Source organism: Staphylococcus arlettae (genome assembly GCF_002902345.1).
Classification (GTDB): domain Bacteria; phylum Bacillota; class Bacilli; order Staphylococcales; family Staphylococcaceae; genus Staphylococcus; species Staphylococcus arlettae.
Map to the genome: position 1 here is coordinate 658,525 of NZ_PPQB01000005.1, position 22,783 is coordinate 681,307.

General features: G+C 34.4%; 21 protein-coding genes. All 21 read right to left on the minus strand.

Going from position 1 to position 22,783, the window contains the following annotated elements; all coding sequences use genetic code 11:
- Positions 1–51: 51 nt before the first annotated feature.
- Positions 52–897: a YitT family protein gene (locus tag CD036_RS03270; RefSeq protein WP_103387963.1), complete on the minus strand. Its 846-nt coding sequence runs from the start codon at positions 895–897 to the stop codon at positions 52–54.
- Between the two features lie 451 nt (positions 898–1,348).
- Positions 1,349–1,531 (minus strand): hypothetical protein, encoded by a 183-nt coding sequence (locus tag CD036_RS03275; protein WP_002510932.1) that lies wholly within the window; start codon positions 1,529–1,531, stop codon positions 1,349–1,351.
- 24 nt (positions 1,532–1,555) lie between these two features.
- Entirely contained in the window at positions 1,556–2,167 is a 612-nt protein-coding gene (gene pyrE, locus CD036_RS03280; RefSeq protein WP_103387964.1) for an orotate phosphoribosyltransferase, read from the minus strand.
- Complete coding sequence (gene pyrF, locus CD036_RS03285) at positions 2,168–2,860, minus strand: orotidine-5'-phosphate decarboxylase (RefSeq protein WP_021458918.1); 693 nt, start codon at positions 2,858–2,860, stop codon at positions 2,168–2,170.
- Between the two features lie 30 nt (positions 2,861–2,890).
- Positions 2,891–6,064, minus strand: coding sequence for a carbamoyl-phosphate synthase large subunit (gene carB / locus CD036_RS03290; RefSeq protein WP_002510929.1), 3,174 nt, complete (start codon positions 6,062–6,064; stop codon positions 2,891–2,893).
- Positions 6,057–7,157 (minus strand): carbamoyl phosphate synthase small subunit, encoded by a 1,101-nt coding sequence (locus tag CD036_RS03295; protein WP_002510928.1) that lies wholly within the window; start codon positions 7,155–7,157, stop codon positions 6,057–6,059. The genes carB and CD036_RS03295 overlap by 8 nt, the downstream gene beginning before the upstream one ends.
- Positions 7,157–8,431, minus strand: coding sequence for a dihydroorotase (pyrC, locus tag CD036_RS03300; protein WP_002510927.1), 1,275 nt, complete (start codon positions 8,429–8,431; stop codon positions 7,157–7,159). The genes CD036_RS03295 and pyrC overlap by 1 nt, the downstream gene beginning before the upstream one ends.
- On the minus strand, positions 8,418–9,329 hold the full coding sequence (locus CD036_RS03305; RefSeq protein WP_002510926.1) for an aspartate carbamoyltransferase catalytic subunit: 912 nt from the start codon (positions 9,327–9,329) through the stop codon (positions 8,418–8,420). Before CD036_RS03305 ends, pyrC begins: the two co-directional genes overlap by 14 nt.
- Positions 9,330–9,339: 10 nt before the next feature.
- The gene (locus CD036_RS03310; protein ID WP_002510925.1) at positions 9,340–10,650 is read right to left on the minus strand and encodes a uracil-xanthine permease family protein; all 1,311 of its coding nucleotides are present in this window, start codon (positions 10,648–10,650) and stop codon (positions 9,340–9,342) included.
- A 193-nt stretch (positions 10,651–10,843) separates the two neighbouring features.
- Positions 10,844–11,371, minus strand: coding sequence for a bifunctional pyr operon transcriptional regulator/uracil phosphoribosyltransferase PyrR (gene pyrR / locus CD036_RS03315; protein WP_002510924.1), 528 nt, complete (start codon positions 11,369–11,371; stop codon positions 10,844–10,846).
- A 374-nt stretch (positions 11,372–11,745) separates the two neighbouring features.
- The gene (locus CD036_RS03320) at positions 11,746–12,663 is read right to left on the minus strand and encodes an RluA family pseudouridine synthase (protein WP_021458920.1); all 918 of its coding nucleotides are present in this window, start codon (positions 12,661–12,663) and stop codon (positions 11,746–11,748) included.
- Between the two features lie 16 nt (positions 12,664–12,679).
- Positions 12,680–13,153 carry a signal peptidase II gene (lspA, locus tag CD036_RS03325; protein ID WP_002510922.1) on the minus strand — a complete coding sequence of 158 codons (474 nt, stop codon included), beginning with the start codon at positions 13,151–13,153 and terminating at the stop codon, positions 12,680–12,682.
- A 281-nt stretch (positions 13,154–13,434) separates the two neighbouring features.
- On the minus strand, positions 13,435–14,232 hold the full coding sequence (locus CD036_RS03330; protein ID WP_021458922.1) for a VOC family protein: 798 nt from the start codon (positions 14,230–14,232) through the stop codon (positions 13,435–13,437).
- Between the two features lie 250 nt (positions 14,233–14,482).
- Positions 14,483–17,233 (minus strand): isoleucine--tRNA ligase, encoded by a 2,751-nt coding sequence (gene ileS / locus CD036_RS03335; RefSeq protein WP_103387965.1) that lies wholly within the window; start codon positions 17,231–17,233, stop codon positions 14,483–14,485.
- Between the two features lie 238 nt (positions 17,234–17,471).
- Positions 17,472–18,065, minus strand: a complete 594-nt coding sequence (locus tag CD036_RS03340) for a DivIVA domain-containing protein (RefSeq protein ID WP_002510918.1) — start codon at positions 18,063–18,065, stop codon at positions 17,472–17,474.
- Positions 18,066–18,169: 104 nt separating this feature from the next.
- Positions 18,170–18,940 carry a YlmH family RNA-binding protein gene (locus CD036_RS03345; RefSeq protein ID WP_031266517.1) on the minus strand — a complete coding sequence of 257 codons (771 nt, stop codon included), beginning with the start codon at positions 18,938–18,940 and terminating at the stop codon, positions 18,170–18,172.
- A 96-nt stretch (positions 18,941–19,036) separates the two neighbouring features.
- Entirely contained in the window at positions 19,037–19,327 is a 291-nt protein-coding gene (locus CD036_RS03350) for a YggT family protein (protein ID WP_002510916.1), read from the minus strand.
- 13 nt (positions 19,328–19,340) lie between these two features.
- Positions 19,341–19,943 carry a cell division protein SepF gene (locus CD036_RS03355; RefSeq protein WP_021458925.1) on the minus strand — a complete coding sequence of 201 codons (603 nt, stop codon included), beginning with the start codon at positions 19,941–19,943 and terminating at the stop codon, positions 19,341–19,343.
- 5 nt (positions 19,944–19,948) lie between these two features.
- Positions 19,949–20,623: a YggS family pyridoxal phosphate-dependent enzyme gene (locus CD036_RS03360; RefSeq protein WP_103387966.1), complete on the minus strand. Its 675-nt coding sequence runs from the start codon at positions 20,621–20,623 to the stop codon at positions 19,949–19,951.
- 18 nt (positions 20,624–20,641) lie between these two features.
- Positions 20,642–21,430: a peptidoglycan editing factor PgeF gene (gene pgeF, locus CD036_RS03365; RefSeq protein ID WP_002510913.1), complete on the minus strand. Its 789-nt coding sequence runs from the start codon at positions 21,428–21,430 to the stop codon at positions 20,642–20,644.
- 171 nt (positions 21,431–21,601) lie between these two features.
- Positions 21,602–22,777, minus strand: a complete 1,176-nt coding sequence (ftsZ, locus tag CD036_RS03370) for a cell division protein FtsZ (protein ID WP_002510912.1) — start codon at positions 22,775–22,777, stop codon at positions 21,602–21,604.
- Positions 22,778–22,783: the final 6 nt, after the last annotated feature.

Here is a 22,783-nt window from a genome sequence, read left to right on the forward strand (position 1 = left end):
TAATGATAAAACATATACTTTGAGAAATCGAATAAAGCGCTGTACGATCCATCACTTCACATTCATAAATCCATTACCTAAGACATCACGAACATCATGAATAACTAAAAATGCATTATCATCAATCTCACTTATCATCCTTTTTACACGAGTAACTTGTGATTGAGGTACTACGACATACAGCATACTCGTTTCAGTTTTTCCGTAACCACCTTTACCATTAAGCAGTGTGGACCCTCTTCCAGTAAAGGAATTAATGGCATCACTAATTTCCTCATTCTCTGACGAAATAACAGTAACTGCTTTTTTCGGATTAAAGCCTTCGACAATAAATGCTGTAGCTCTTTCTGTAATAAAGAGCATTATTACAGTGAACAAGACATTTTTGACTGGTAATACGAGTAAAAATGATAATACCACAATACCATCTAAAATAAAAATGCCCTGTGATGTTTTCACGTCAAAATATTTATTAAGCATTTTTGCTACAACTGAGGTACCACCAGAAGTACTGTTGGCAGCTATGATAAAACCTGAACCAATACCAATAAAGACACCGCCAAATACTGCACTAATAATAAAATCATGCAGTCCAAGGTGCCAACTACTCGTTAAATCTAAAAATAACGAGAGTGAAGTGTTTGTAATAAACGTATATACTGCAGTCCATTTACTTAAAAATTTCCAACCAATTATAATAACGAGGGTATTAATAATTAATGAACTTATTGCAGGAGAAAATCCTAATGTATATTTTAATGCCAACGCGATACCTATCGTACCACCGTCCCCCATATTGGCACCAATAATAAACAAATTAACACCAAGTGCATTGATAAATGAGCCAATTAAACAAAATAAGACGTTTTTATAATGTTCTTGTATAAATTTTTTCATATGATCTTTTAACCCCCAGTAGTTTCTTATATTGATGTTACTACCTCAACACTTTTATTTAATTGCATAGAAATAAAATTAGTGTAGCATATTTCACTCAAAAAGACATAACTCTCATCACGTTAGCTTTAAAGCTTCATTACAATAAATAGCTTGCAAAATTGCTTTGGAATTTTACTCATGATATATTTAATAGTCGGGTTTATAGAAAGCCAAAACTTTACATTTATATAGAAACCGTTAAAATTAATAACAAATACCTATGGAGGTTTTAATTTATGATGTTTTATATTATTCCTGTAGCTATTGCTGTTCTTGTCTTATTAATCGGTTACTTATTAATTAAACTTTATATTAGATAAATATAAAAAGGGGTCGAGATTCAAAATAATGTATCCACTCACAATGATATGTGCACACTATTTTGTCTCGACCTCTTATTTATGTGGTTTTAAATATGTCCTTTTTGCTTGATATCGGACTTTGCTTTTTTAAAAATATCTTTGTCTGTTGAATTCGACAGCCATTCATGACTATTCTCTTGTTTTACATTGTGTCTAAAATCTTCATCTTTTTGTAAAAATTTATTTACATGCGAAAATTTTCGATAAATCTCATCTGGGTTATTGGACATAGAGTATCCCCTCCACCTATCATTTTATGACAAGTTGTCTCTCCAATCAACTAAAGTCTGTATATCATTAGCAGAAATTTCTCCATTTTCTTGTGCAACTTCAATCAATTCGTTATAGTCACTCAGTGTATAAAATGGCAACTTTTCTGCAGCGAATTGATCATCAGCTTTTTTTAAACCGTAAGTAAATATAGCTACAACACCTAACACTTCTGCACCTGCTTCTTTCAATGCATTAACTGCAGTAATAGAGGAGCCTCCAGTAGAAATAAGATCTTCAACTACAACTACTTTTTGCTGTTGGCAATTTGCACCTTCAATTTGATTTTGTTTTCCGTGACTTTTACTTTTAGAACGAACGTAATTCATAGGTAAGTCTAATTGCTCTGAAATATAAGCAGCATGAGGAATACCAGCAGTAGCAGTACCTGATACTACTTGTACTTCTGGAAAATGAAGCTTTATTAAATCAGTCAAACCGTCTCTAATTGCTTTTCTCACAGTCGGATATCCTAATGTAACTCGATTATCACAGTAAATAGGTGATTTAATTCCAGAACTCCACGTAAATAAATTATTAGGAGATAAACTCACCGCTTTTATATCTAATAATGATTGTGCAATCGCTTTTGTCATTTATTGTAACCAACTTTCTTTAATAATATTGTATTGTTCAACTGGCGAATCACTTTGAGTAATTGGTCTACCGACTACAATATGCGTAGATCCCAATTCTTTTGCTTGTTGTGGTGTTGTAATACGCTGTTGATCATCAGTTGTTGCACTGTTTAATCTTATACCAGGTGTAACTTTCAAAAATGTTGGACCAAACTGTTCGGTTAACATTGTCGTTTCAAGCGGTGAACACACTACACCATCTAAACCCGCAGTATGTGCTAATGATGCATAATTTAGTACCGCTTCATCCATAGTGGTGTTTATTTTTTGTTCGTCATGTAGCATTGCTTCTGAAGTTGATGTTAACTGGGTTACAGCTATAATTTTAATGTCTTGGTTGTATTTACGCAGTCCTTGGACTGCTTGCTTCATCATCATGATGCCACCTGCAGCATGCACATTTACTAAATCAACATTTAACTTACTTAATCCTTCCATGGCTTTACCTACAGTATTAGGAATATCATGTAGTTTTAAATCTAAAAATATGTTATGACCTTTAGCTTTAATTTCGTCTATTAATTGAGGCCCAGTTTGATAAAATAGTTCCATCCCTATTTTAACAAATAAAGGTTCATCAAATTGATCTAAAAAGTCATGCACTGCACTAGCAGAATCGAAATCTAATGCTATAATTGGTAGATTCTTCATCAACGTCTTTACACCTCTTATTCATGATAATTACATGTTGCTCATAGTAAATGTCATACTTTCTATTACATTTGTAAGTGCACTTGCTGTATCTAAAGATGTGAGACATGGTACACCATTTTCAACTGTAGTTCTTCTAATTTGGAAACCATCTCTTTCCACTTCTTTCCCTTTAGTCATGGTATTAATGACAATTTGAACTTCTCCATTTTGGATGCGCGTTAACAAATCACCTTCAGCACCAATTTTACCTACAATTTCAACGGGAATATGATGTTCCATTAATTTCTGTGCTGTACCTTCTGTAGCTAATATCTTATAACCCACTTCATTTAAACGTTGTGCTAACAACACAATTTCTTCTTTATCCTTATCACTGACAGTCATTAGTACAGTACCATGATCTTTAACTTCCACTCCACTTGCTGTTAAACCTTTAAATAATGCTTTTTCTAAAGTTTGATCTTTACCCATTACTTCGCCAGTAGATTTCATTTCAGGCCCTAATGTAACATCGACATTTTTTAATTTATTGAAACTGAATACGGGTGCTTTAACAAAGACGCCTTCGGTATATGCTTGAATGCCTTCTTGGTAGCCTAATGATTTTAATTTTTCACCCATTATTGCTTTCATTGCGAGTTGTGCCATTTGGATATTTGTAATTTTGCTTAAAAACGGTACAGTACGACTAGAACGTGGGTTTACTTCAAGTACATAAACACCGTCATGTGCAATTACAAATTGGATGTTGATGAGACCTACAATATTTAATCCTTTTGCTAATCTAATAGTATAATCTTCCAATGTATAAATCTCTGCTTGCGTTAATGTTTGTGGTGGATAAACTGCAATAGAATCACCAGAATGTACTCCCGCTCGTTCAATGTGTTCCATAATTCCAGGAATAATTACCGTTTCGCCATCGCTAATGGCGTCCACTTCAATTTCTTTACCTGTTAAATAACGGTCTACTAACACGGGATGATCAGGACTAGCTTTAACTGCTTGATTCATATAATTTTCTAGTTCTTCATCACTGTAAACAATTTCCATAGCTCTACCACCAAGTACATATGATGGTCGTACTACTACGGGATAACCAATTGTTTGAGCATTTGCAAGTGCCTCTTTTGGTGATGTTGCTGTTTTCCCTTGTGGTTGCGGTACATCAATTGTATGCAATAATGCCTCAAACTCTTTTCTATCTTCAGCACGATTTAAATCACCTAACGTTGTTCCTAATATTTGCACACCATGTTTACTTAATTTGTCTGCAAGATTAATTGCTGTTTGTCCGCCAAATTGAACAACAACGCCTTTAGGTTGCTCTAAATCAATAATGCTCATAACATCTTCTTCAGTTAGTGGTTCGAAATACAACTTATCAGAAATTGAAAAGTCTGTAGAAACTGTCTCAGGGTTATTATTAACTATGATTGCTTCATAACCTGCATCTTGTATTGCCCACACTGCATGCACCGTTGCGTAATCGAATTCAACGCCTTGACCGATACGAATTGGTCCTGAACCAAGTACTAGGATTTTGTCTTTTTCTGTTACTGCTGATTCATTTTCTTGTTCATAAGTTCCGTAATAATAAGGCGTTGCTGACTCAAACTCAGCTGCACAAGTATCAACCATCTTGTACACCGGTGTTATACCATGTGCTTTTCTCAATTCATATACTTCTTGCTCAGTCATTTCAAAACGATGTGCTATAACACGGTCGCTGAAACCGTAATTTTTTGCAAATTTTAAATAATTGATATCACCTTTATGTGCTTTTAAATCGTGCTCGATATCGATAATATGTTGAAATTTATTTAAAAAGAAATAATCGATTTGTGTCATGTCATGAATTTCTTCTAATGTTGTTCCTCGACGTATAGCTTCACCAATAAAGAATAATCGTTCATCATCTTGGTCTTGAATACGATTTTTAATATATTCTAAATCGTAAGTTTCGCCATTAGGTAATCCTAAATGATGGACACCATATTCTAATGAACGTATAGCTTTTAGTAATGACTCTTCATACGTCCGACCTATTGCCATAACTTCACCAGTGGCCTTCATTTGTGTACCTAATATACGCTCACCTTTTTCAAATTTATCGAACGGGAAACGTGGGATTTTTGAAATAACATAATCCAACGCTGGTTCGAATGCAGCATATGAAGTTCCAGTTATAGGGTTTAACATTTCATCAAGTGTTAAACCAATAGCAATTTTAGCTGCTAATTTTGCTATTGGATAACCAGTTGCCTTAGACGCAAGTGCAGACGAACGTGACACTCGAGGATTAACCTCGATAATGTAATAGGACATAGAATGTGGATCTAAAGCTAACTGCACATTACATCCACCTTCAATTCCTAATGCACGTATTACTTTTAAGGATACATCGCGTAACATTTGATACTCGATATCTGATAATGTTTGACTCGGCGCTACCACAACTGAATCTCCAGTATGAATACCTACAGGGTCAATGTTTTCCATATTACACACAACAATTGCATTATCATTTTTGTCACGCATAACTTCATACTCGATTTCTTTAAATCCTGCGATAGATTTTTCAATCAAACATTGTGTAGCTGGACTGTAATGTAGGCCGTTAGAGACTATTTCTTGTAAGTCTTCATCGTTGTAACAAATACCGCCACCAGTACCGCCCATAGTGAACGCAGGTCTTACTATTAATGGATATCCAACACGCTCTTTAAATTCGAATGCTTGTTCAACTGTATTGACAATGTCACTTTCTGGTACTGGTACATCCAAATCGTTCATTAATGTTCTGAATAACTCTCTATCTTCTGCTTGTTGAATAGAGTCCAATTCTGTACCAAGTAATTGCACATTATTTGTAGCGAGTACACCACTATTATGTAATTGTATTGCCATATTTAAGCCTGTTTGACCACCAAGTGTTGGTAATAATGCATCTGGTTGTTCTTTTCGTATTATTCGTGCAATAAAATCGTGCGTTAGTGGTTCAATATAGACTTTGTCAGCAATTTCTTTATCAGTCATGATTGTTGCAGGGTTTGAGTTTACTAAAATGACTTTGTAGCCTTCTTCTTTTAAAGCTAAACAAGCCTGTGTTCCAGCATAATCAAATTCTGCAGCTTGACCAATTATTATAGGTCCAGATCCGATTACTAATATTGTTTTTATATCATTACGTTTAGGCATTGGCAATTGACTCCTTTGTATTAAAGTTGTTCATCATCTCAATAAATTCATCAAATAAGTAATTAGAATCAGAAGGACCAGGGCATGCTTCTGGATGGTATTGAACAGAAAAAGCCGGTAAAAATTTATGTCTCAATCCTTCAACTGTTCCGTCATTAATAGCTATATGCGTTACTTCTAAATCAGTGTTTTGTAGCGAATCTTTATCTATCGCATAACCATGGTTTTGACTAGTTAAAGCTATTTTATTAGTTTTCAAGTCTTTAACTGGGTGGTTTGCACCACGGTGACCAAATTTCATTTTAAATGATTGTGCACCTTGAGAAAGGGCAAATAGTTGATGGCCTAAACATATACCGAAAAATGGAATTTGTCCTAAGATACCTTTAATCATTGTTACTGCTTCTTTGACCGCTTCTGGGTCACCTGGACCATTGGATAACATTACGCCATCTGGCTCCATTCTTATAATTTCATCAGCTGTAGTATTATGTGGTACGACCGTCACATTACAACCTCGGGCATTCAGTTCACGCACGATATTTTCTTTTTTTCCAAAGTCTACTAATACTACACTATATTTATATCCAGTTGAAATATATGATGTTTTTGTAGAGACAGTTTCTACTTCATTGTGTGGTAACACATATGTTTTTAACTTATCTACGATTTGAGTAATTTCTTCTTTATTGTCAGTAAAAGCTGCTTTCAAAACACCATGTTGTCTAATTTTACGTGTAATACTGCGCGTATCTACACCTGAAATACCTGGTATATCATATTCATCGAGCACTTCATGCAACGTTTTTTTCATTCTAAAATTACTTGGTTTGGCACTTGCTTCCTTCACCACTACACCATTAAGCGTGGGAATTAATGATTCAAAATCATCTCTGTTAATACCATAATTACCAATTAACGGGTACGTAAATGTAATGATTTGTCCAGTATATGACGGGTCTGAAATAGTTTCTTGATAGCCTGTCATTGCTGTATTAAATACAATTTCTCCAATTGTAAGTTGATCTGAACCTAATTGATACCCTTCATAATATGATCCATCTTCTAATACGAGATAACGCGTTTTTAACATTACATTTCCTCCTTAAATTTCACTTCACCTTCGACCATTGTTAGTACTGGATTACCATATACTTTGTAACCTAAGAATGGTGTATTAAACGCCTTAGAATGGAAATCTTCAGCTTTAATTTCACGTTCAGTATCTAAATTGATAATCGTCAAATCTGCCAAGCTACCTACTTCCAACTTACCATAAGGTAAATCAAACGTTTGTGCCGGTTTTATCGTTAAATAATCTACAAGTTGTTGTAATGTCCAACTGCCATTTTTTACAAAATGCGTATATAACAGTGGGAATGCTGTTTCACTACCTACAATACCGAATGGTGCCTTAGTCATAGGTTGTGCTTTTTCGTCTGCAGCATGTGGTGCGTGATCAGTAGCAATACAGTCAATCGTTCCATCTACTAAGCCTTCGAGTAATGCCGCTCGATCTTCTTGACTTCTTAATGGAGGATTCATTTTGAAAATTGCGTCGTCACCAGGTACGTCGTCTTCAGTTAACAACAAATGATGCGGTGTTACTTCTGCTGTCACATGAATACCAGCTTGTTTAGCATCTCTAATTGCACGAACACTCTCTTTAGTAGATACGTGACAAACATGATAATGTGCATTAGCTGCTTCCGCTAGTAATACATCTCTAGCAATTTGAACTGCTTCACAAATATTGGGAATGCCTGGTATTCCTAATGCTTCACTACGTTTACCTTCATGCATAGCCCCTCCATAAATTAGACTGTTATCCTCACAATGTGCTACAACTGGTTTATTGACTTTTGCAGCTTGTTGCATAGCTTCATACATCATACTTGCTTCTTGTACTCCAACACCATCATCTGTAAAAGCAAATGCATTGTGCTCTGCTAACGCAGCAAAATCAACATGCTTTTTACCAGCTTGACGTTCAGTAATAGCTGCGTAAGGTAGCACCCGCACTTGTGCGTTATTTGCAATTAATTGATTTAAACGCTCTATATTGTCGACAGAGTCTGGTACTGGTCGTGTATTCGGCATAGGGCAAACTGTTGTAAAGCCACCTCGTGCAGCTGCTTTTGTTCCTGTTTCTATAGTTTCCTTATGCTCACCACCTGGCTCTCTTAAATGAACATGCACATCAATTAAACCCGGTGCTATGAACTGACCTTGTGCGTCAATAACTTCTACTGTTGAATCTACACTAATATCCGTGCCAATTTCTTTAATATATTTTCCCTCTATCAAAATTGATGCTACTGATAATTCACCATCCCGTAATATTTGTGCGTTTTTAATTAATTGCATTTGTTTGTTCCCCTTTCGTTTGTAAAATATAATCTATGACAGCCATTCTTAAATACATACCATTTTCCATTTGTCTAAATATTCTGGATTTTGATGCTTCTACTAGGTTACTATCAATTTCTACACCTCTATTGACCGGTGCTGGGTGCATTACTATAGCATGTGCTTGCAATTGATCATATCTTGCTTGTGTTAAACCATATTCTTCATGATAACTGTTTGTTTCAAAAGTATTAACATCACCATTATCATGACGTTCATGCTGAACTCTTAACAGCATAACAATGTCGATTTGGTCTATAACTTCATCTATATCTACATATGGTGCATCTAATGTTTCATCACGCCATGCTTCAGGACTGGAGAACATTACGTTGGCTCCTAAAGCTTTCAAACTAAAATAATTACTTTTGGCGACACGTGAATTTTTGATATCGCCACAAATTAAAACATTCATACCTTCAAAAGAACTATATTCTTCATAAATTGTCATCAAATCTAGCAAACTTTGTGTTGGATGCTGACCACTACCATCGCCTGCATTGATAATTGGCACGTTAATATTTTTCAATTCTTCATAATATTCATTTTGGAAATGTCGAATAATTAATAAGTTCACACCAATGCTTTCAAGTGTTTTACATGTGTCATATAACGACTCGCCCTTTTGAATCGAAGAAGTTGATGTTTCAAAATCTATTAATTTTAAACCGAGTTGTTGCTCAGCCACAAGAAAACTACTTTTTGTTCTAGTTGAGTTTTCAAAAAATAAATTAGCAACATATTTATTATCAAATTGTGTGGTTTGAATTCCTTGTTCTTTATATTCAATTGCCTTTTGTATTAATGTATTTATTTCAGCTGTAGTTAAATGTTCCATAGATAATAGATGATTCATGATTAGCCTCCTAGTCTTTAACTGCCTTCGTTGATTTAGGTAAAATTACGTTGAGTATAATGCCTGCTAATGCCGCTAATGCCATGCCTTCTATTTGCAAGTTAATACCTGTACTTTTTAAATCCAGCATTAAATTACCAATGCCAATTACTAGTATCACAGATGCGATAACTAAATTACGATTTTGTGCAAAGTCGATTTCACTTTCTACTAACATTCTCAAGCCACTTGATGCGATGATTCCAAACAAGAGTATGGAAACACCACCCATAACTGGTGTCGGTATTGATGAAATAATTGCTGTAAATTTACCTACAAAACCTAGTACTATTGCAATAACTGCTGCACCACCAATAACATAAATGCTATAAATTTTTGTTATTGCCAGTACTCCAATGTTCTCACCATATGTTGTACTTGGTGGCCCGCCAATAATACTAGCAAACATTGTCGATACACCGTCGCCGATAATTGATTTATCTAAGCCAGGATCTTTAAAGAAGTTTTTACCTACAATTTTATTAATTACCATTTGATGGCCAATATGTTCACTCACAGTGACAAAGACAATCGGTATCATAATAAGGATTAAGCCTAAGTGAAATGTAGGTGTATAATCTTTGAATGGTAAATAAATATCAGGAATCGCAAACCACTTTGCTTGCGCAATGGGCGCAAAATTAACAATTCCCATAAATGCCGCTACTACATAACCAGTCACAATTCCTATTAAGACAGGAATGAGTGATAAAAAGCCTTTGAAATAACCTTGAACCACAACGGTAACTACAAGCGTAATCATTGCTACTATTAAATAATTTAAGTTATACCCCTCCATAGCATTCGAATTTTCAAACATCGCCATATTTACTGCTGTAGGAGCTAAACTTAATCCAATGACCATAATTACAGGACCAACTACTACAGGTGGGAGCAAATTCATTAACCAGTTGGTACCACTGATTTTGATAAATAGGCCTATAATGACGTACATTACCCCACTCATGAACAAAGCAACTAACATGTCTCCTAAATTGTGTGCTTTTAAACCCGAAATGATTGGAGTAATAAAAGCAAAACTAGATCCTAAATAAGCCGGTATCTTTGCTTGTGTTATTAAGATATATAATAATGTGCCAACTCCTGAAGCAATTAACGCTGCTGATATTGGCAATCCGGTTAAGAACGGGACAAGTACTGTTGCTCCAAACATTGCAAAGAGGTGCTGTGTACTTAAAAACGCCCACTTTCCTAATTTTGGCCTATCTCGTACATCTAACACTGGTTTAGCTGTACGTTCAAACATCATGTCATTTTCCATTTTTAATTCGCTTCCCTTCAAAAAAACTCTTTACATGAATTCATGTAAAGAGACGTCAAAGATATACAAAGTAATTTAAATAGCGTTTAACTGCCAACAGTTATACCTATACTAAATTTTGTTTGTATCAAGTGAGCCGCTACTTAATCGCGACTCACTTCCTTTTCCAGTCTCTCGTACTGAATTAAAAGGTCTATTTAATTATTACTGCATTTTGCTCATCGATTTCATCTACAAATACTTCTACATCTTCATGACGTGCAGTAGGTATATTCTTGCCAACAAAATCTGCTCTTATTGGCAGTTCACGATGTCCTCGATCAACTAAGGTTGCTAGACCAATTTTTTTAGGTCGAGCATGTTTAAGTACTGCGTCTAATGATGCTCTCACAGTTCGGCCTGTGTATAATACATCATCAATGATAATTACTACTTTATTCGTAATATCCACGTCAATTTCATATGACTTTTCAGTCATAGTCGTTGAAACTTGTTCTAAGTCATCTCGAAATTGCGTAATATCAATTGTACCAGTGGGAACTTGTATATTTTCAATTGAGTTAATTTTTTGTTGTATGCGGTTTGCTAAAAAAGCACCACGTGTTTTAATTCCAAGTAATATTAGATTATCTGTGCCTTTATTGTATTCTAATATTTCATGTGCAATTCGTGTTACTGTTCTTTGTATCGCAGCCTCATCCATAATAACTCGTTCTGCCATGTTATATACTCGCCTCCTCGTGTTTTCAAAAATAACTAGCGCTTCAATGATACAAAAAAACCTCACATCTTCATTGAAGACATGAGGTTTAGATATACAGTCTGACACGCGAACGCTGGACGGCTTACCCGCCGGTAGCTCTTTCTTCACGTAGTCCACTACAAAAGTATGATAACTCCTGTAATATATAGAATATTATGCTCTATTCCAACTATATTTTCATATCTTCGAAGCCTCTCTGGACTTTCAATTAAAGATGAATGTTTTCTTTTTAAACTGTCATTAGTTTAACCCACTAGTTATTTTAAGTCAAGCGACTATATTAGAATTCTATTTATTCAAGTTAATTTTCACGCTGTAGATACTACTGTTAATTAAGATTCTACTTCTTCTAATTCAGTTAAAATTTCATTAAAATATTGTGGCAATGGTGCTTCTTGCTCAATGTATTCTTTTGTTATCGGATGCTCAAAACCAATAACTCCAGCGTGTAATGCTTGTCCACCAATATCCATCGTTTTTCTAGGACCGTATTTAGTGTCGCCAACAAGTGGGAAACCAATATATTTCATATGCACACGTATTTGATGTGTACGTCCTGTTTCCAATTGACATTCTACTAAAGTATAATTTTTAAAATGCTTTTTGACATTGAAATGTGTGACCGCTTCTTTTCCGTCGTCTACAACATCCATTGCTTGACGATCATTTTTATTACGACCAATTGGTGCATCTACAGTACCGTAATCATGTGGAATATTGCCATGTACTAAAGCTGTATATTTACGTGTGACTGATTTATCTACGAGTTGGTCTACTAAGCCTCGATGAGCAATATCATTTTTAGCGACCATTAATAAACCCGATGTATCTTTATCTATTCGGTGAACAATTCCAGGACGAACCTCGCCATTGATACCTGATAAATTTTTCATCTGATACATCAACCCATTTACTAGAGTTCCTGTATAATGACCAGCTGAAGGATGCACTACCATACCTTTAGGTTTATAGACTATCGCAACATCATCATCTTCATAATAAATATCTAAGTCTAAATTTTCTGGTTGTATGTCTGCCTCTACGACTTCTTTTTCAGTTACTTCAATCGTATCATTCATCTTCACTTTATAATTTGATTTAACCTCTTTACCATTAACACTAATAAGCCCATCCTTAATCCAATCTTGCATTTGTGTGCGTGACCAATCAGCATTAAATTCAGGTAATACTTTATCTATACGTTGCCCGGCTGATGCTGGACTATCTATAACAAATTCATGTCTATCCATATTAATAATACTCCTATCATTCCTTATTTATATCTGTTAATAGAGCTATAATAATCAAAATAACTCCTATTGTTAAACTAGAATCGGCCACGTTAAAAATTGGAAAATCATACCCTAAAATATAAGTATCTATAAAATCTACCACTTCTCCATGTAGCACACGATCAATAAAATTCCCTAAAGCGCCAGCAAATAATAAACTTAGTGCAAGTTGCATAAACAAATTATGTTTGGCTTCTCGTATATAGAACACTATCAACACAACTAAAATAATAACTGTAACAACATAGAAAAAGCCCATTTTCCCACTTAAAATGCCCCAAGCTGCTCCGTCATTACGATGTGAAGTAATATTTAAAAATCCTGGCAATACTTCTACTGAATCACCTATCTTCATTGAAGTGGCAATAATATACTTCGTTAACTGATCAATAATAATTATTAAAAAAGTAACTGTTAACGATAATCCAACATAATACTGACGTTTCATGATCGTTCCTCCTATTTCACCTTGCTGTACAACATCTTTCATTATAGCTTACTCGTTAGTATAAAAAAAGTTCGAGTTGTCACAACACAATTAATTATTTTTCAAAAATCTACTTATGTAGATGTTGTAAAATGATAAGTATTGCTAAAACACATTTTACATAGCTAGTGTGAACCAACTAATTAACAGTTGCTATCTATACTACATGACCATATTTTCATTCTGATATTCTTAAATAACACTAAAGTGAAACACAGTATCAACAGCTCATTTTCATGTTGTCATTTTACCTTTAGCTGATTAAACCTGTACAATATCCCATCAGGACCTTGTAATTGCTTATGAGTTGTTTGAGGATTATGCATATCAATACACGCTAAACCATATGTTTGCTCATTGTTCATACGTTTAATATGAGAATTCCAATTATTTAATACTAAATGTTGTTGCTGATTACTATTTTCAAAATATAAAGCGTCTTCTGTTTCTCTAATCATTGCGCTCATACCAAAATAATCTTGATAATATTGCTTAACAGCATTTATACCTATAGTTTTGATATTAACATAGCCAATTTTAGCTAAATCTGGTATATGTTGCCACTGTTCCTGTGAAACATGTGTCATAAGTTGTGAAACATCAATTGGCTGGATGCCATGGTTATGTTCTTTTTCATTGGTACTAATTGGCTTAATATTTTGATTTGCAACATAAAACTCTAACCCGTTATGTTCAGGGTCTTCTATATATAAGGAAGTTGCAAATCTATGCTCTCCACCATTCATTGGAATATGATATTGATTTAGCTGTACTAGTAAATCCGCAAGTTCACTATATGAGGACAGTTCAATGGCTAAATGAAATAAACCTGCTTCTGATTGCAAAGGTTCTCTACCTGCTGCAAGTTGTTTAAATATAATAAAATGATTGTGTTGGCCTATCTCATAACGTACTTCAGTATATGATTCATTTACTATATTTAAGCCCAGAACTTCTCCATAAAACCATTTCATCAAAGCCTTATCTCGAACATTTAAAGTAATGCCATTAATAAAATGGTCTTTTACGTTTTCAGACATATGAAACACCTTTCTACAAATCTATTTCATTAATTATACTTTATTCATTTATAATGACAAAATAAAAAAACTGGGGACGCTATAGAAACCAAATAACAATCATTTGATTTCATATACGCGTCCCCATTAACATTGATTGCATTGTTCACAGTGCAAAATATCAACCTATTGTGCACCTAAACAATCACTTTCGTCGTTATATATGTTACATAAGCTATTTATCAGTCATTCATTTTTAGTTTGTACAGTTTTAAATTAAAGTTTTCACAACTTCTTGACAACGTGGACAGAGATTTTCTAATTCTCCTACGTTACCTAATTCTGTACTATAATTCCAACAACGTTCACATTTTTCACCTTCAGCATGTTCGATGCGAATATCACCGTAAGGGTATGATGTACCGTTGTCAACTTGGTCTACTACTTCTGCTTGAGAAGTAATAAACAATTGTTCAAGATCCGTAAATTGATTTAGGAATGAAGTCACATCAAATTGGGCATTATTACCAATAATAACTTTAGCCTCTAACGATTTACCAATAACTTTGTCATTTCGTGCCACTTCTAACGCACGGTTCACATCATCGCGTAATTTCATAAAAGTATTCCATTTTTCTAATATTTCCTGGTTTACTTCTACTACTTCAGGCATACGCGTTAAATGTACGCTTTCTTCTTTAACGTGAGGAATATGTGACCATACTTCTTCAGCTGTATGCGCTAAAATTGGTGCTAACAATTTCGTCATGTCGACAATAATTTGATATAGCACTGTTTGCATACTACGACGTTTATGTGCATCTTGAGCTTCAATATATAAAATATCTTTACCATAATCTAAATAGAAGTTACTTAGTTCAACGTTGATAAAGTTTTGTACTTCTTGATAGATATCTAGATAATCAAAGTTGTCATAATGCTCAATTGTACTAGCTGTAAATTCACGTAAACGGTTGAGTAAATACTGATCAATTTCTAATAATTCTGTTTCTGGTAATGCATCCGTTTCAGGATTAAAATCATTCACATTACCTAACATAAATCTTAGCGTATTTCTAATTTTACGATAAACGTCAGAAGTTTGTTTTAAAATTTCATCAGAAATACGAACGTCTGCCAAGTAATCAACACTACTTACCCATAAACGAGCAATATCCGCGCCTTTTTGTTTTACAATTTGATCTGGCACTATCGTATTTCCTAATGATTTACTCATTTTTTTACCTTCACCATCCATAACGAATCCATGGGATAGCAACATTTTGTATGGTGATTGTGCTCTTGTAGCAACTGCTGTAGTGATTGATGAATTAAACCAACCACGATATTGGTCACTACCTTCAAGATATAAATCTGCCGGGAATGATAGTTCTGGTCTAGCTTCTAATACGCCACGATGTGAAGAACCAGAATCAAACCACACATCCATAATATCCGTTTCTTTAGTAAATGTGCCATTAGGGCTACCTTCATGTGTAAAACCTTCTGGAAGTAAATCTTTAGCTTCACGCTCAAACCATACATTTGAACCATATTGTTCTACTAAATCAGCCACATGATTAACTGTCTGTGTTGTGATTACAGGTTCGCCATTTTCTGCATAAAATACAGGTAATGGTACACCCCAAACACGTTGACGTGAGATTACCCATTCACCACGATCACGAATCATATTGTAAATTCTTGTTTTACCCCAATCAACTTTGAAGTGTGTATCTTCAACAGCTGCCAAAATGTCTGAGCGCACTTTATCAATAGATGCAAACCACTGAGGCGTAGCACGGAAAATAACTGGTTTCTTCGTACGCCAGTCATGTGGATAACTATGAGTGATAAATTCTAATTTTAATAATGCATGCTTCTCTTTCAATAGATCTGTAATTTCTTTGTTAGCTTTATCATAAAATAAGCCTTCAAATTGTCCAGCTTCTTCAGTGAAAACACCTTTATCATTAACTGGGCTAATAACAGGTAGATTATATTTTTGTCCGACAATATAGTCATCTTCACCGTGACCAGGTGCTGTATGAACACATCCTGTACCAGCATCTGTTGTAACATGCGTACCATTAATTACTACAGAAGTGCGATCCATAAATGGATGTTGTGCTTCAACATATTCTAATTCAGAACCTCTAAACTCTTTTTCTAACTCAATCTCATTTTCATCCCACTCAAGTTGGTTCACAACGTCTGAGATTAAATCTTTCCCAACAATGTACTTCTCACCATTAACTTTATATTGAGCATAAGTTAAATCAGGATGCACTGTAATTGCAACATTTGAAGGCAATGTCCATGGTGTAGTTGTCCAAATAATAAATTTTGCATCATTATCTACAATGCCTTTACCACCTTTCACATCAAACGCTACATATATAGAAGCTGAACGTTTATCATGATATTCAATTTCGGCTTCTGCTAATGATGACTCACTTGAAGGTGACCAATAAACAGGTTTTTTACCTTTATAAATTAGTCCTTTATCTGCCATTTCACCGAATAAACGTAACTGAGCAGCTTCATATTCTGGTTTTAAAGTAATATATGGATTATTAAAGTCACCTTTAACACCAAGACGTTTAAAGTCTTTTTTCTGTAATTCAATTTGTTCTAATGCGAATGCTTCACATTTTTTTCTGAAGTCAGAAATAGACATTTCTTTACGTTTAACACCTTTTTTCGCAAGTGCTTGTTCAATAGGTAAACCATGAGTATCCCATCCTGGCACATATGGTGTATAGAAACCTTGCATTGTTTTATATCTAGTAATGATATCCTTTAAAATTTTATTTAATGCATGGCCCATATGCAAGCTACCATTAGCGTACGGTGGTCCATCATGTAGAATATATGAAGGATTTCCTTCATTTTGTTGTAATGCTTTTTGGTATATATTTTGTTGATCCCATTGCTCTTGAATTTTCGGCTCTTTATTCGGCAAACCGCCACGCATTGGAAAAGCCGTTTTAGGCATCAATAATGTTTCTTTATAATCCATTTTCTTCACTCCTCATATTCACTTTAAATTTTAGAACTAAAAAAGAACTCTAAGTTCAATTAACAGGGACGATTTAACCGCGTTACCACCCTGATTAACTCAACTTAGAGTTCTCTCGTTATAATTATGAAACTGTGCCATATAGTGATATAAACAACCGGTATATATTAGGCTCACACTATCCCTAATTCGCTGTGATATACGTATGGTTATTTACGCGTCTATATAGTATTTGTAATTATTTAGATTCACTATCTGATGATTGATTATTATTATCTTGTGCCGCTTTTTGAGCTTTTTCAGCTTCTGTTAAATCATTATCATGCAAATGGTTAATATTTTCTTCTGTAACTTGTTCTGAATCCAAATCGTAGTTTAATAAATAGTCCCAATCTTCATTTTTTAATAAATCCAATTGCGCTTCAACTAGCATACGGAAACGAGATCTAAATATTTTAGATTGTCTCTTCATATCTTCTGTTTGGAATGACAAACGACGTGCCTTTTCAATAGCATCATTAACAATTTGATTTGCTTGTCCTTGTGCTTTTGATATTGTTGCTTCTGCTTCTTTCGTAGCTGCTGCTTTTGTTTCTTCACCAGCATGTTGTGCTTGCACTAAAGCGTCACTTACAGATTGATGTACTTCTTTATAAGAATTAATATTAGTTTCTTTATCATCGATGACTTTTTCTAATTGTTGTTTATCTTCTTTTAATCGTTCTATTTCATTACTTAATTGTTCTAAATAACTTTCAACTTCAGTAGGTTCTAAACCATTTTTCACACGTGTAAATGTTTTATTTTTAATTTCATTTGGTGTAAAAGGCATGGGATATCCTCCTTCTATACTACACTATTTTAGTTAATTCAAAAATATGTGTCTACCATTTCTTTCAATATTTTATTGTGTTTTTAAGACACTTTTATTATACATTATTTAAAAAGAGTTTTGTAACTGATGCGTACTTTATCTTTTTTTGTTTTGCCGCCGATTTCGACAACGACCGCTCTGCCATATCCTTGAATTGATAGTAAATCTTCTTGTGCTAATTGAAAATCACTAGCATCAATTATAGTATGATTCACTTTGACTCTCTTCTTATCAATAAGTTGTTTGGCTATAGTTCTAGATTTACGAATCATTTCTTTAAGTACGACATCCAATCGTAAACCACTCACCGTTGTTTCAAAATATTTCCATTGCTCATTAGATTGTATCATATTTGTCAGTGGAATAGTATTAAGTTTTACTGTAGCACCTTTGATACGCGTAAGTTCTAATATAATATAAGATTCTAGTTGTTTTGTCAAAACAAACTGTATACGCTCATTGACAATGATATCACCTAATTGTTCACGTTCTATTCCCAATGACATTATAGTGCCTAAGATGTGTTGATGTTGTAACGTTACAAACTTTTGCGGGTAGTCAATCTCGATTAGCACAATATCAAAATCGTCTGCATTAGGTTCAAAATAAGTAGGTGCAATAATGGCACGTTGTCTTTCTGCTTGATTGCCACCATAAAAATGAACATCTAAATCTTCAAAGCTTCCCACGATGACTTTTAAAATATACTGCCCTCTCGGATCTAAGAAATGTGTTAATACAGGCGCATATTGTTCGTTTGCTTGTTGGCATTTATCGAGTAACATATCGATAATTGCCCGTTCCTCTTGTCGAAAATGTTGATAAATATCTATTTTAGTTCACCCCTAACAACGATATAAAGCACCTAACGTCTTAAACGACAGGTGCTTTAACATTACTAAATATCTAATATGTACTTCGTTTGAACGTTAAGCCAAATTACTAATGATTAAGTTAAATATATTGGCTAAACCTCTTTGAAATAGTACAAGTGCTATAATAGCTACAATTGATGAAATATCAATAAAACCGATTGGTGGGATGATTTTCCTAAAAGGCTCTAAAAATGGTTCGTATATTTTTGATAAAAATTGGCCAAATTTATTTTCTCTAGCATTAGGAATCCATGACATAAAGAAATAGACAATCATTCCGTAATAATATATTTGTACTACGATTAATATAAAATTAAAAATAGTAGCTAAAAGTCCAATATCCATAATTTTCTAACCTCTATTCACCTTGTTCCATATTTTCAATATGGTCCGTAATACTACCAGCTACTTCTACATTATCTGGTGTACATAAAAAGATGTCTGAGCCGACACGTTGAATGTCTCCACCAATTGCATATACCGTACCACTTAAGAAATCGATGATACGTTTTGCAGACACCTTATCAATACGTTGTAAATTCACAAGAGTAGCTCGGCGATTTTTAAGTTCATCAGCTATATCTTGAGTGTCTGAAAAAACACGTGGCTCAAATAAACACATTTTTGAACTTTCTTGTAAATAATTGTGATTACCTTGGTCTTGATTCATATTAACAACATTCCTTGTATTGTTTTTCGGTGAATTGTGGTTCACTTGATATTTACGTTCATTTGACCCATTTTGCTGTCTTGAAGATTGTTTTTTAGGCACTGATTGAATTGCACGTGCGCTTTCTGTATTGTCATATTTAGGTTGTTGTGCTTGTTCATTAAAGTTAGTCTGAGCCTGTGCTTGCTTTTGTTGTCGTTGATTCTCGTTTTCTTCTACTGGTGGCGCCTCTAATTCTTCATCCTCTTCTTCAACTACGAAAAATCCGTTAAATAAGTCCTTTAAAGCCATCGGGCTCACTCCTCTTTTCCTACAAGTTTAGTCCCAATTCGCACAAATGACGCACCTGCTTCTGCTGCAAGTTGATAGTCATTACTCATTCCCATTGATAATTCTGTACAGGGCGCATATGATAAATTGAGCGCTTGAATTTCTGATTGTTTCTCTTTTAATGTGTTAAATAACTGTCTAATGTAGTCAACATCACCTGTTAGAGGTGCCATTGTCATTAAACCAACAACTTCTATATTGTCATATTCTTTAATAGCCTCGATAAAATCATTAATTTCATTGATAGTTATGCCTTGTTTAGATTCTTCCTCGGAGACATTAACTTGAACAAAACATTTTACTTTATGCTCTGCTCGTTTTTGAATTTCTTTAGCTAATTTCAAACGATCTAACGCATGAAAATAATCCACTTGATTAATAACTTCTTTTACTTTTCGTGTTTGAAGTGTACCAATAAAATGAAATACTGCGTCGTCAGGTAAAGCATTTTGTTTCGCTAGAAAACCTTCAACACGGTTTTCTCCAAAGTGTCTTAAGCCTGCATCGTAAGCTTCATTAGCACGGTCTATTGTAACATATTTTGTAACAGCAATCACGTTAGGTTGTGTGGAAATTCCTGCTTTCTTTATTGATGTATCTAATTCAGTTTTTATTTTGTCATAATTTTGTTGTACATTCACTGTATTACACCTCTTAATTTACTGTCCAATAAATGCTAACATCCGACCAGTTTTTCCTTGTTCAACTCTATACGAGAAAAACAATGATAAGTCTTCAGAAGTTGCATAATTAGTAATATAAATATTAGCTTCTGGGACGCCAGCATGCATTAATAATAATTTGTTCGCTTGTTTCAAATCGATACCATATCGATCTTCAGCTCTAAACTCGATATAATCTTCACTTGGGATAGCTAAAGTATCAAATTTTGATTTAATATCTTCATTAATTTCATATGAATTTGAGGTAGCAGGCCCAATGACTATCGATAATTCTTGTAAATCAAAATCAATCTTTTTAATTACTTCAATAACGATTTCGCTCACTGTACCTCTCCAACCAGCATGCGCTAACGCAATAAAGTTGTTTTTTGCACTATAAAAGTAAATAGGTACACAATCAGCATAACACATCGTCAGTAAGACATCCGAATCATATGAATACATAGCATCAATACCATGTAATGCATCTGTTAATTCATCAATATTAGTACCGCGCTGTGACTGTGTAATATGTGCGACACGATTTTCATGTGTTTGAATTGGAAAGACCCATTGTTCACGTGGATAGTTGATAATTTCTGCTAATTGTCGTTGATGTTGCGTCACATTATTTTGATCATCATCAATATATCTGGCCATATTAAAGGCATTTTGAGGGTATGGACTGATTCCTTGTTCTCTAGTGGTAATACCAAGAGTGATATTGTCGATATTTTGCGATTTATACAATAAAACATGATTATACTTTTCAAATTTTTCCGTCATGTTTCAGTCCTCCAAATGATTAATCATTATGTTTTATTAAATACATAGTATTCAGTTGTCTAACTATATGAAAAATGTCACCAGATCTCTGGATCTGATGACATTATAAAATGGTTAAGTTGATTCTAATTCCCTACCATTATTAACAGATAATCACAGTAATAACTTTAATTATCTTCTTGTTCTTCTAGAACGTCTTTCTTCTCTATTTCTGATGAAGCTTGGGATGTCATCTTCTTTTGTTGTATGACTTCTACCTTCACTTGATGACTCAGAAGATTGTGTTGATTGTGATGATTGAGCTGAGTTAGAAGCAAATGAATCATCTTTTGCTGAGCTAGTAGCACTTGAACCAAATCCAGTATTAGAAGCTTTACGTGCTTGAACTGATGGTTTGTCTTCGAAACCAGTAGCAATAACAGTAACTACAATTTCATCTTGTAATTCAGGATTAATAACTGTACCGAAAATCATATTCACATCTTCATCCGCTGCATCTTGTACAATATCAGCTGCTTCTTGTGCTTCGAATAATGATAGTGATTCGCCACCAGTAATATTCATTAACACACCTTGAGCGCCTACAATTGAAGTTTCAAGTAATGGTGAAGAAATAGCTTTTTTAGCTGCTTCAACTGCGCGATTTTCGCCAGAAGAAACACCAATACCCATTAATGCTGAACCTTGGTTAGACATGATTGTTTTAACGTCTGCAAAGTCAAGGTTTACTTCACCTGATACAGCGATTAGATCAGAAATACCTTGAACACCTTGTCGTAGTACGTTATCTGCTTCTTTAAAGGCTTCCATCATTGGTGTTGATTTATCAACGATGTCTAATAAACGGTCGTTTGGAATTACGATTAATGTATCGACAGCAGCTTTCATAGATTCAACGCCTGCTGCAGCTTGTGTTTGACGTTTACGTCCTTCGAAACCGAATGGACGAGTTACAACACCTACTGTTAACGATCCCATTTCTTTAGCAATTTTAGCTACAACTGGAGCAGCACCAGTACCTGTACCGCCACCCATACCAGCAGTAACGAATACCATGTCAGCACCTTGAATCGCGTCTTCAATTTGTTCGCGTGATTCTTCAGCAGCTTTTTTACCAATTTCAGGGTTAGCACCAGCGCCTAAACCACGAGTTAACTTTTCACCAATTTGAATCTTAGATTCTGCTTTTGATAAGTTTAATGCTTGTCCGTCTGTGTTAATTGAAATAAATTCAACGTTATTCATTCCATGGTCAATCATACGGTTTACAGCGTTATTACCGCCGCCCCCTACACCGATGACTTTTATTGTCGCTAAATGATTAAATCCTTGTTCAAATTCTAACATTTATAT

What these genes read in the sequence shown, in the direction of transcription:
- CD036_RS03270 (WP_103387963.1), bottom strand. Translation starts at nt 897, where the DNA reads ATGAAAAAATTTATACAAGAACATTATAAAAACGTCTTATTTTGTTTA.
- CD036_RS03275 (WP_002510932.1), bottom strand. Translation starts at nt 1,531, where the DNA reads ATGTCCAATAACCCAGATGAGATTTATCGAAAATTTTCGCATGTAAAT.
- pyrE (WP_103387964.1), bottom strand. Translation starts at nt 2,167, where the DNA reads ATGACAAAAGCGATTGCACAATCATTATTAGATATAAAAGCGGTGAGT.
- pyrF (WP_021458918.1), bottom strand. Translation starts at nt 2,860, where the DNA reads ATGAAGAATCTACCAATTATAGCATTAGATTTCGATTCTGCTAGTGCA.
- carB (WP_002510929.1), bottom strand. Translation starts at nt 6,064, where the DNA reads ATGCCTAAACGTAATGATATAAAAACAATATTAGTAATCGGATCTGGA.
- CD036_RS03295 (WP_002510928.1), bottom strand. Translation starts at nt 7,157, where the DNA reads ATGTTAAAAACGCGTTATCTCGTATTAGAAGATGGATCATATTATGAA.
- pyrC (WP_002510927.1), bottom strand. Translation starts at nt 8,431, where the DNA reads ATGCAATTAATTAAAAACGCACAAATATTACGGGATGGTGAATTATCA.
- CD036_RS03305 (WP_002510926.1), bottom strand. Translation starts at nt 9,329, where the DNA reads ATGAATCATCTATTATCTATGGAACATTTAACTACAGCTGAAATAAAT.
- CD036_RS03310 (WP_002510925.1), bottom strand. Translation starts at nt 10,650, where the DNA reads ATGGAAAATGACATGATGTTTGAACGTACAGCTAAACCAGTGTTAGAT.
- pyrR (WP_002510924.1), bottom strand. Translation starts at nt 11,371, where the DNA reads ATGGCAGAACGAGTTATTATGGATGAGGCTGCGATACAAAGAACAGTA.
- CD036_RS03320 (WP_021458920.1), bottom strand. Translation starts at nt 12,663, where the DNA reads ATGGATAGACATGAATTTGTTATAGATAGTCCAGCATCAGCCGGGCAA.
- lspA (WP_002510922.1), bottom strand. Translation starts at nt 13,153, where the DNA reads ATGAAACGTCAGTATTATGTTGGATTATCGTTAACAGTTACTTTTTTA.
- CD036_RS03330 (WP_021458922.1), bottom strand. Translation starts at nt 14,232, where the DNA reads ATGTCTGAAAACGTAAAAGACCATTTTATTAATGGCATTACTTTAAAT.
- ileS (WP_103387965.1), bottom strand. Translation starts at nt 17,233, where the DNA reads ATGGATTATAAAGAAACATTATTGATGCCTAAAACGGCTTTTCCAATG.
- CD036_RS03340 (WP_002510918.1), bottom strand. Translation starts at nt 18,065, where the DNA reads ATGCCTTTTACACCAAATGAAATTAAAAATAAAACATTTACACGTGTG.
- CD036_RS03350 (WP_002510916.1), bottom strand. Translation starts at nt 19,327, where the DNA reads ATGGATATTGGACTTTTAGCTACTATTTTTAATTTTATATTAATCGTA.
- CD036_RS03355 (WP_021458925.1), bottom strand. Translation starts at nt 19,943, where the DNA reads ATGGCTTTAAAGGACTTATTTAACGGATTTTTCGTAGTTGAAGAAGAG.
- pgeF (WP_002510913.1), bottom strand. Translation starts at nt 21,430, where the DNA reads ATGACGGAAAAATTTGAAAAGTATAATCATGTTTTATTGTATAAATCG.
- ftsZ (WP_002510912.1), bottom strand. Translation starts at nt 22,777, where the DNA reads ATGTTAGAATTTGAACAAGGATTTAATCATTTAGCGACAATAAAAGTC.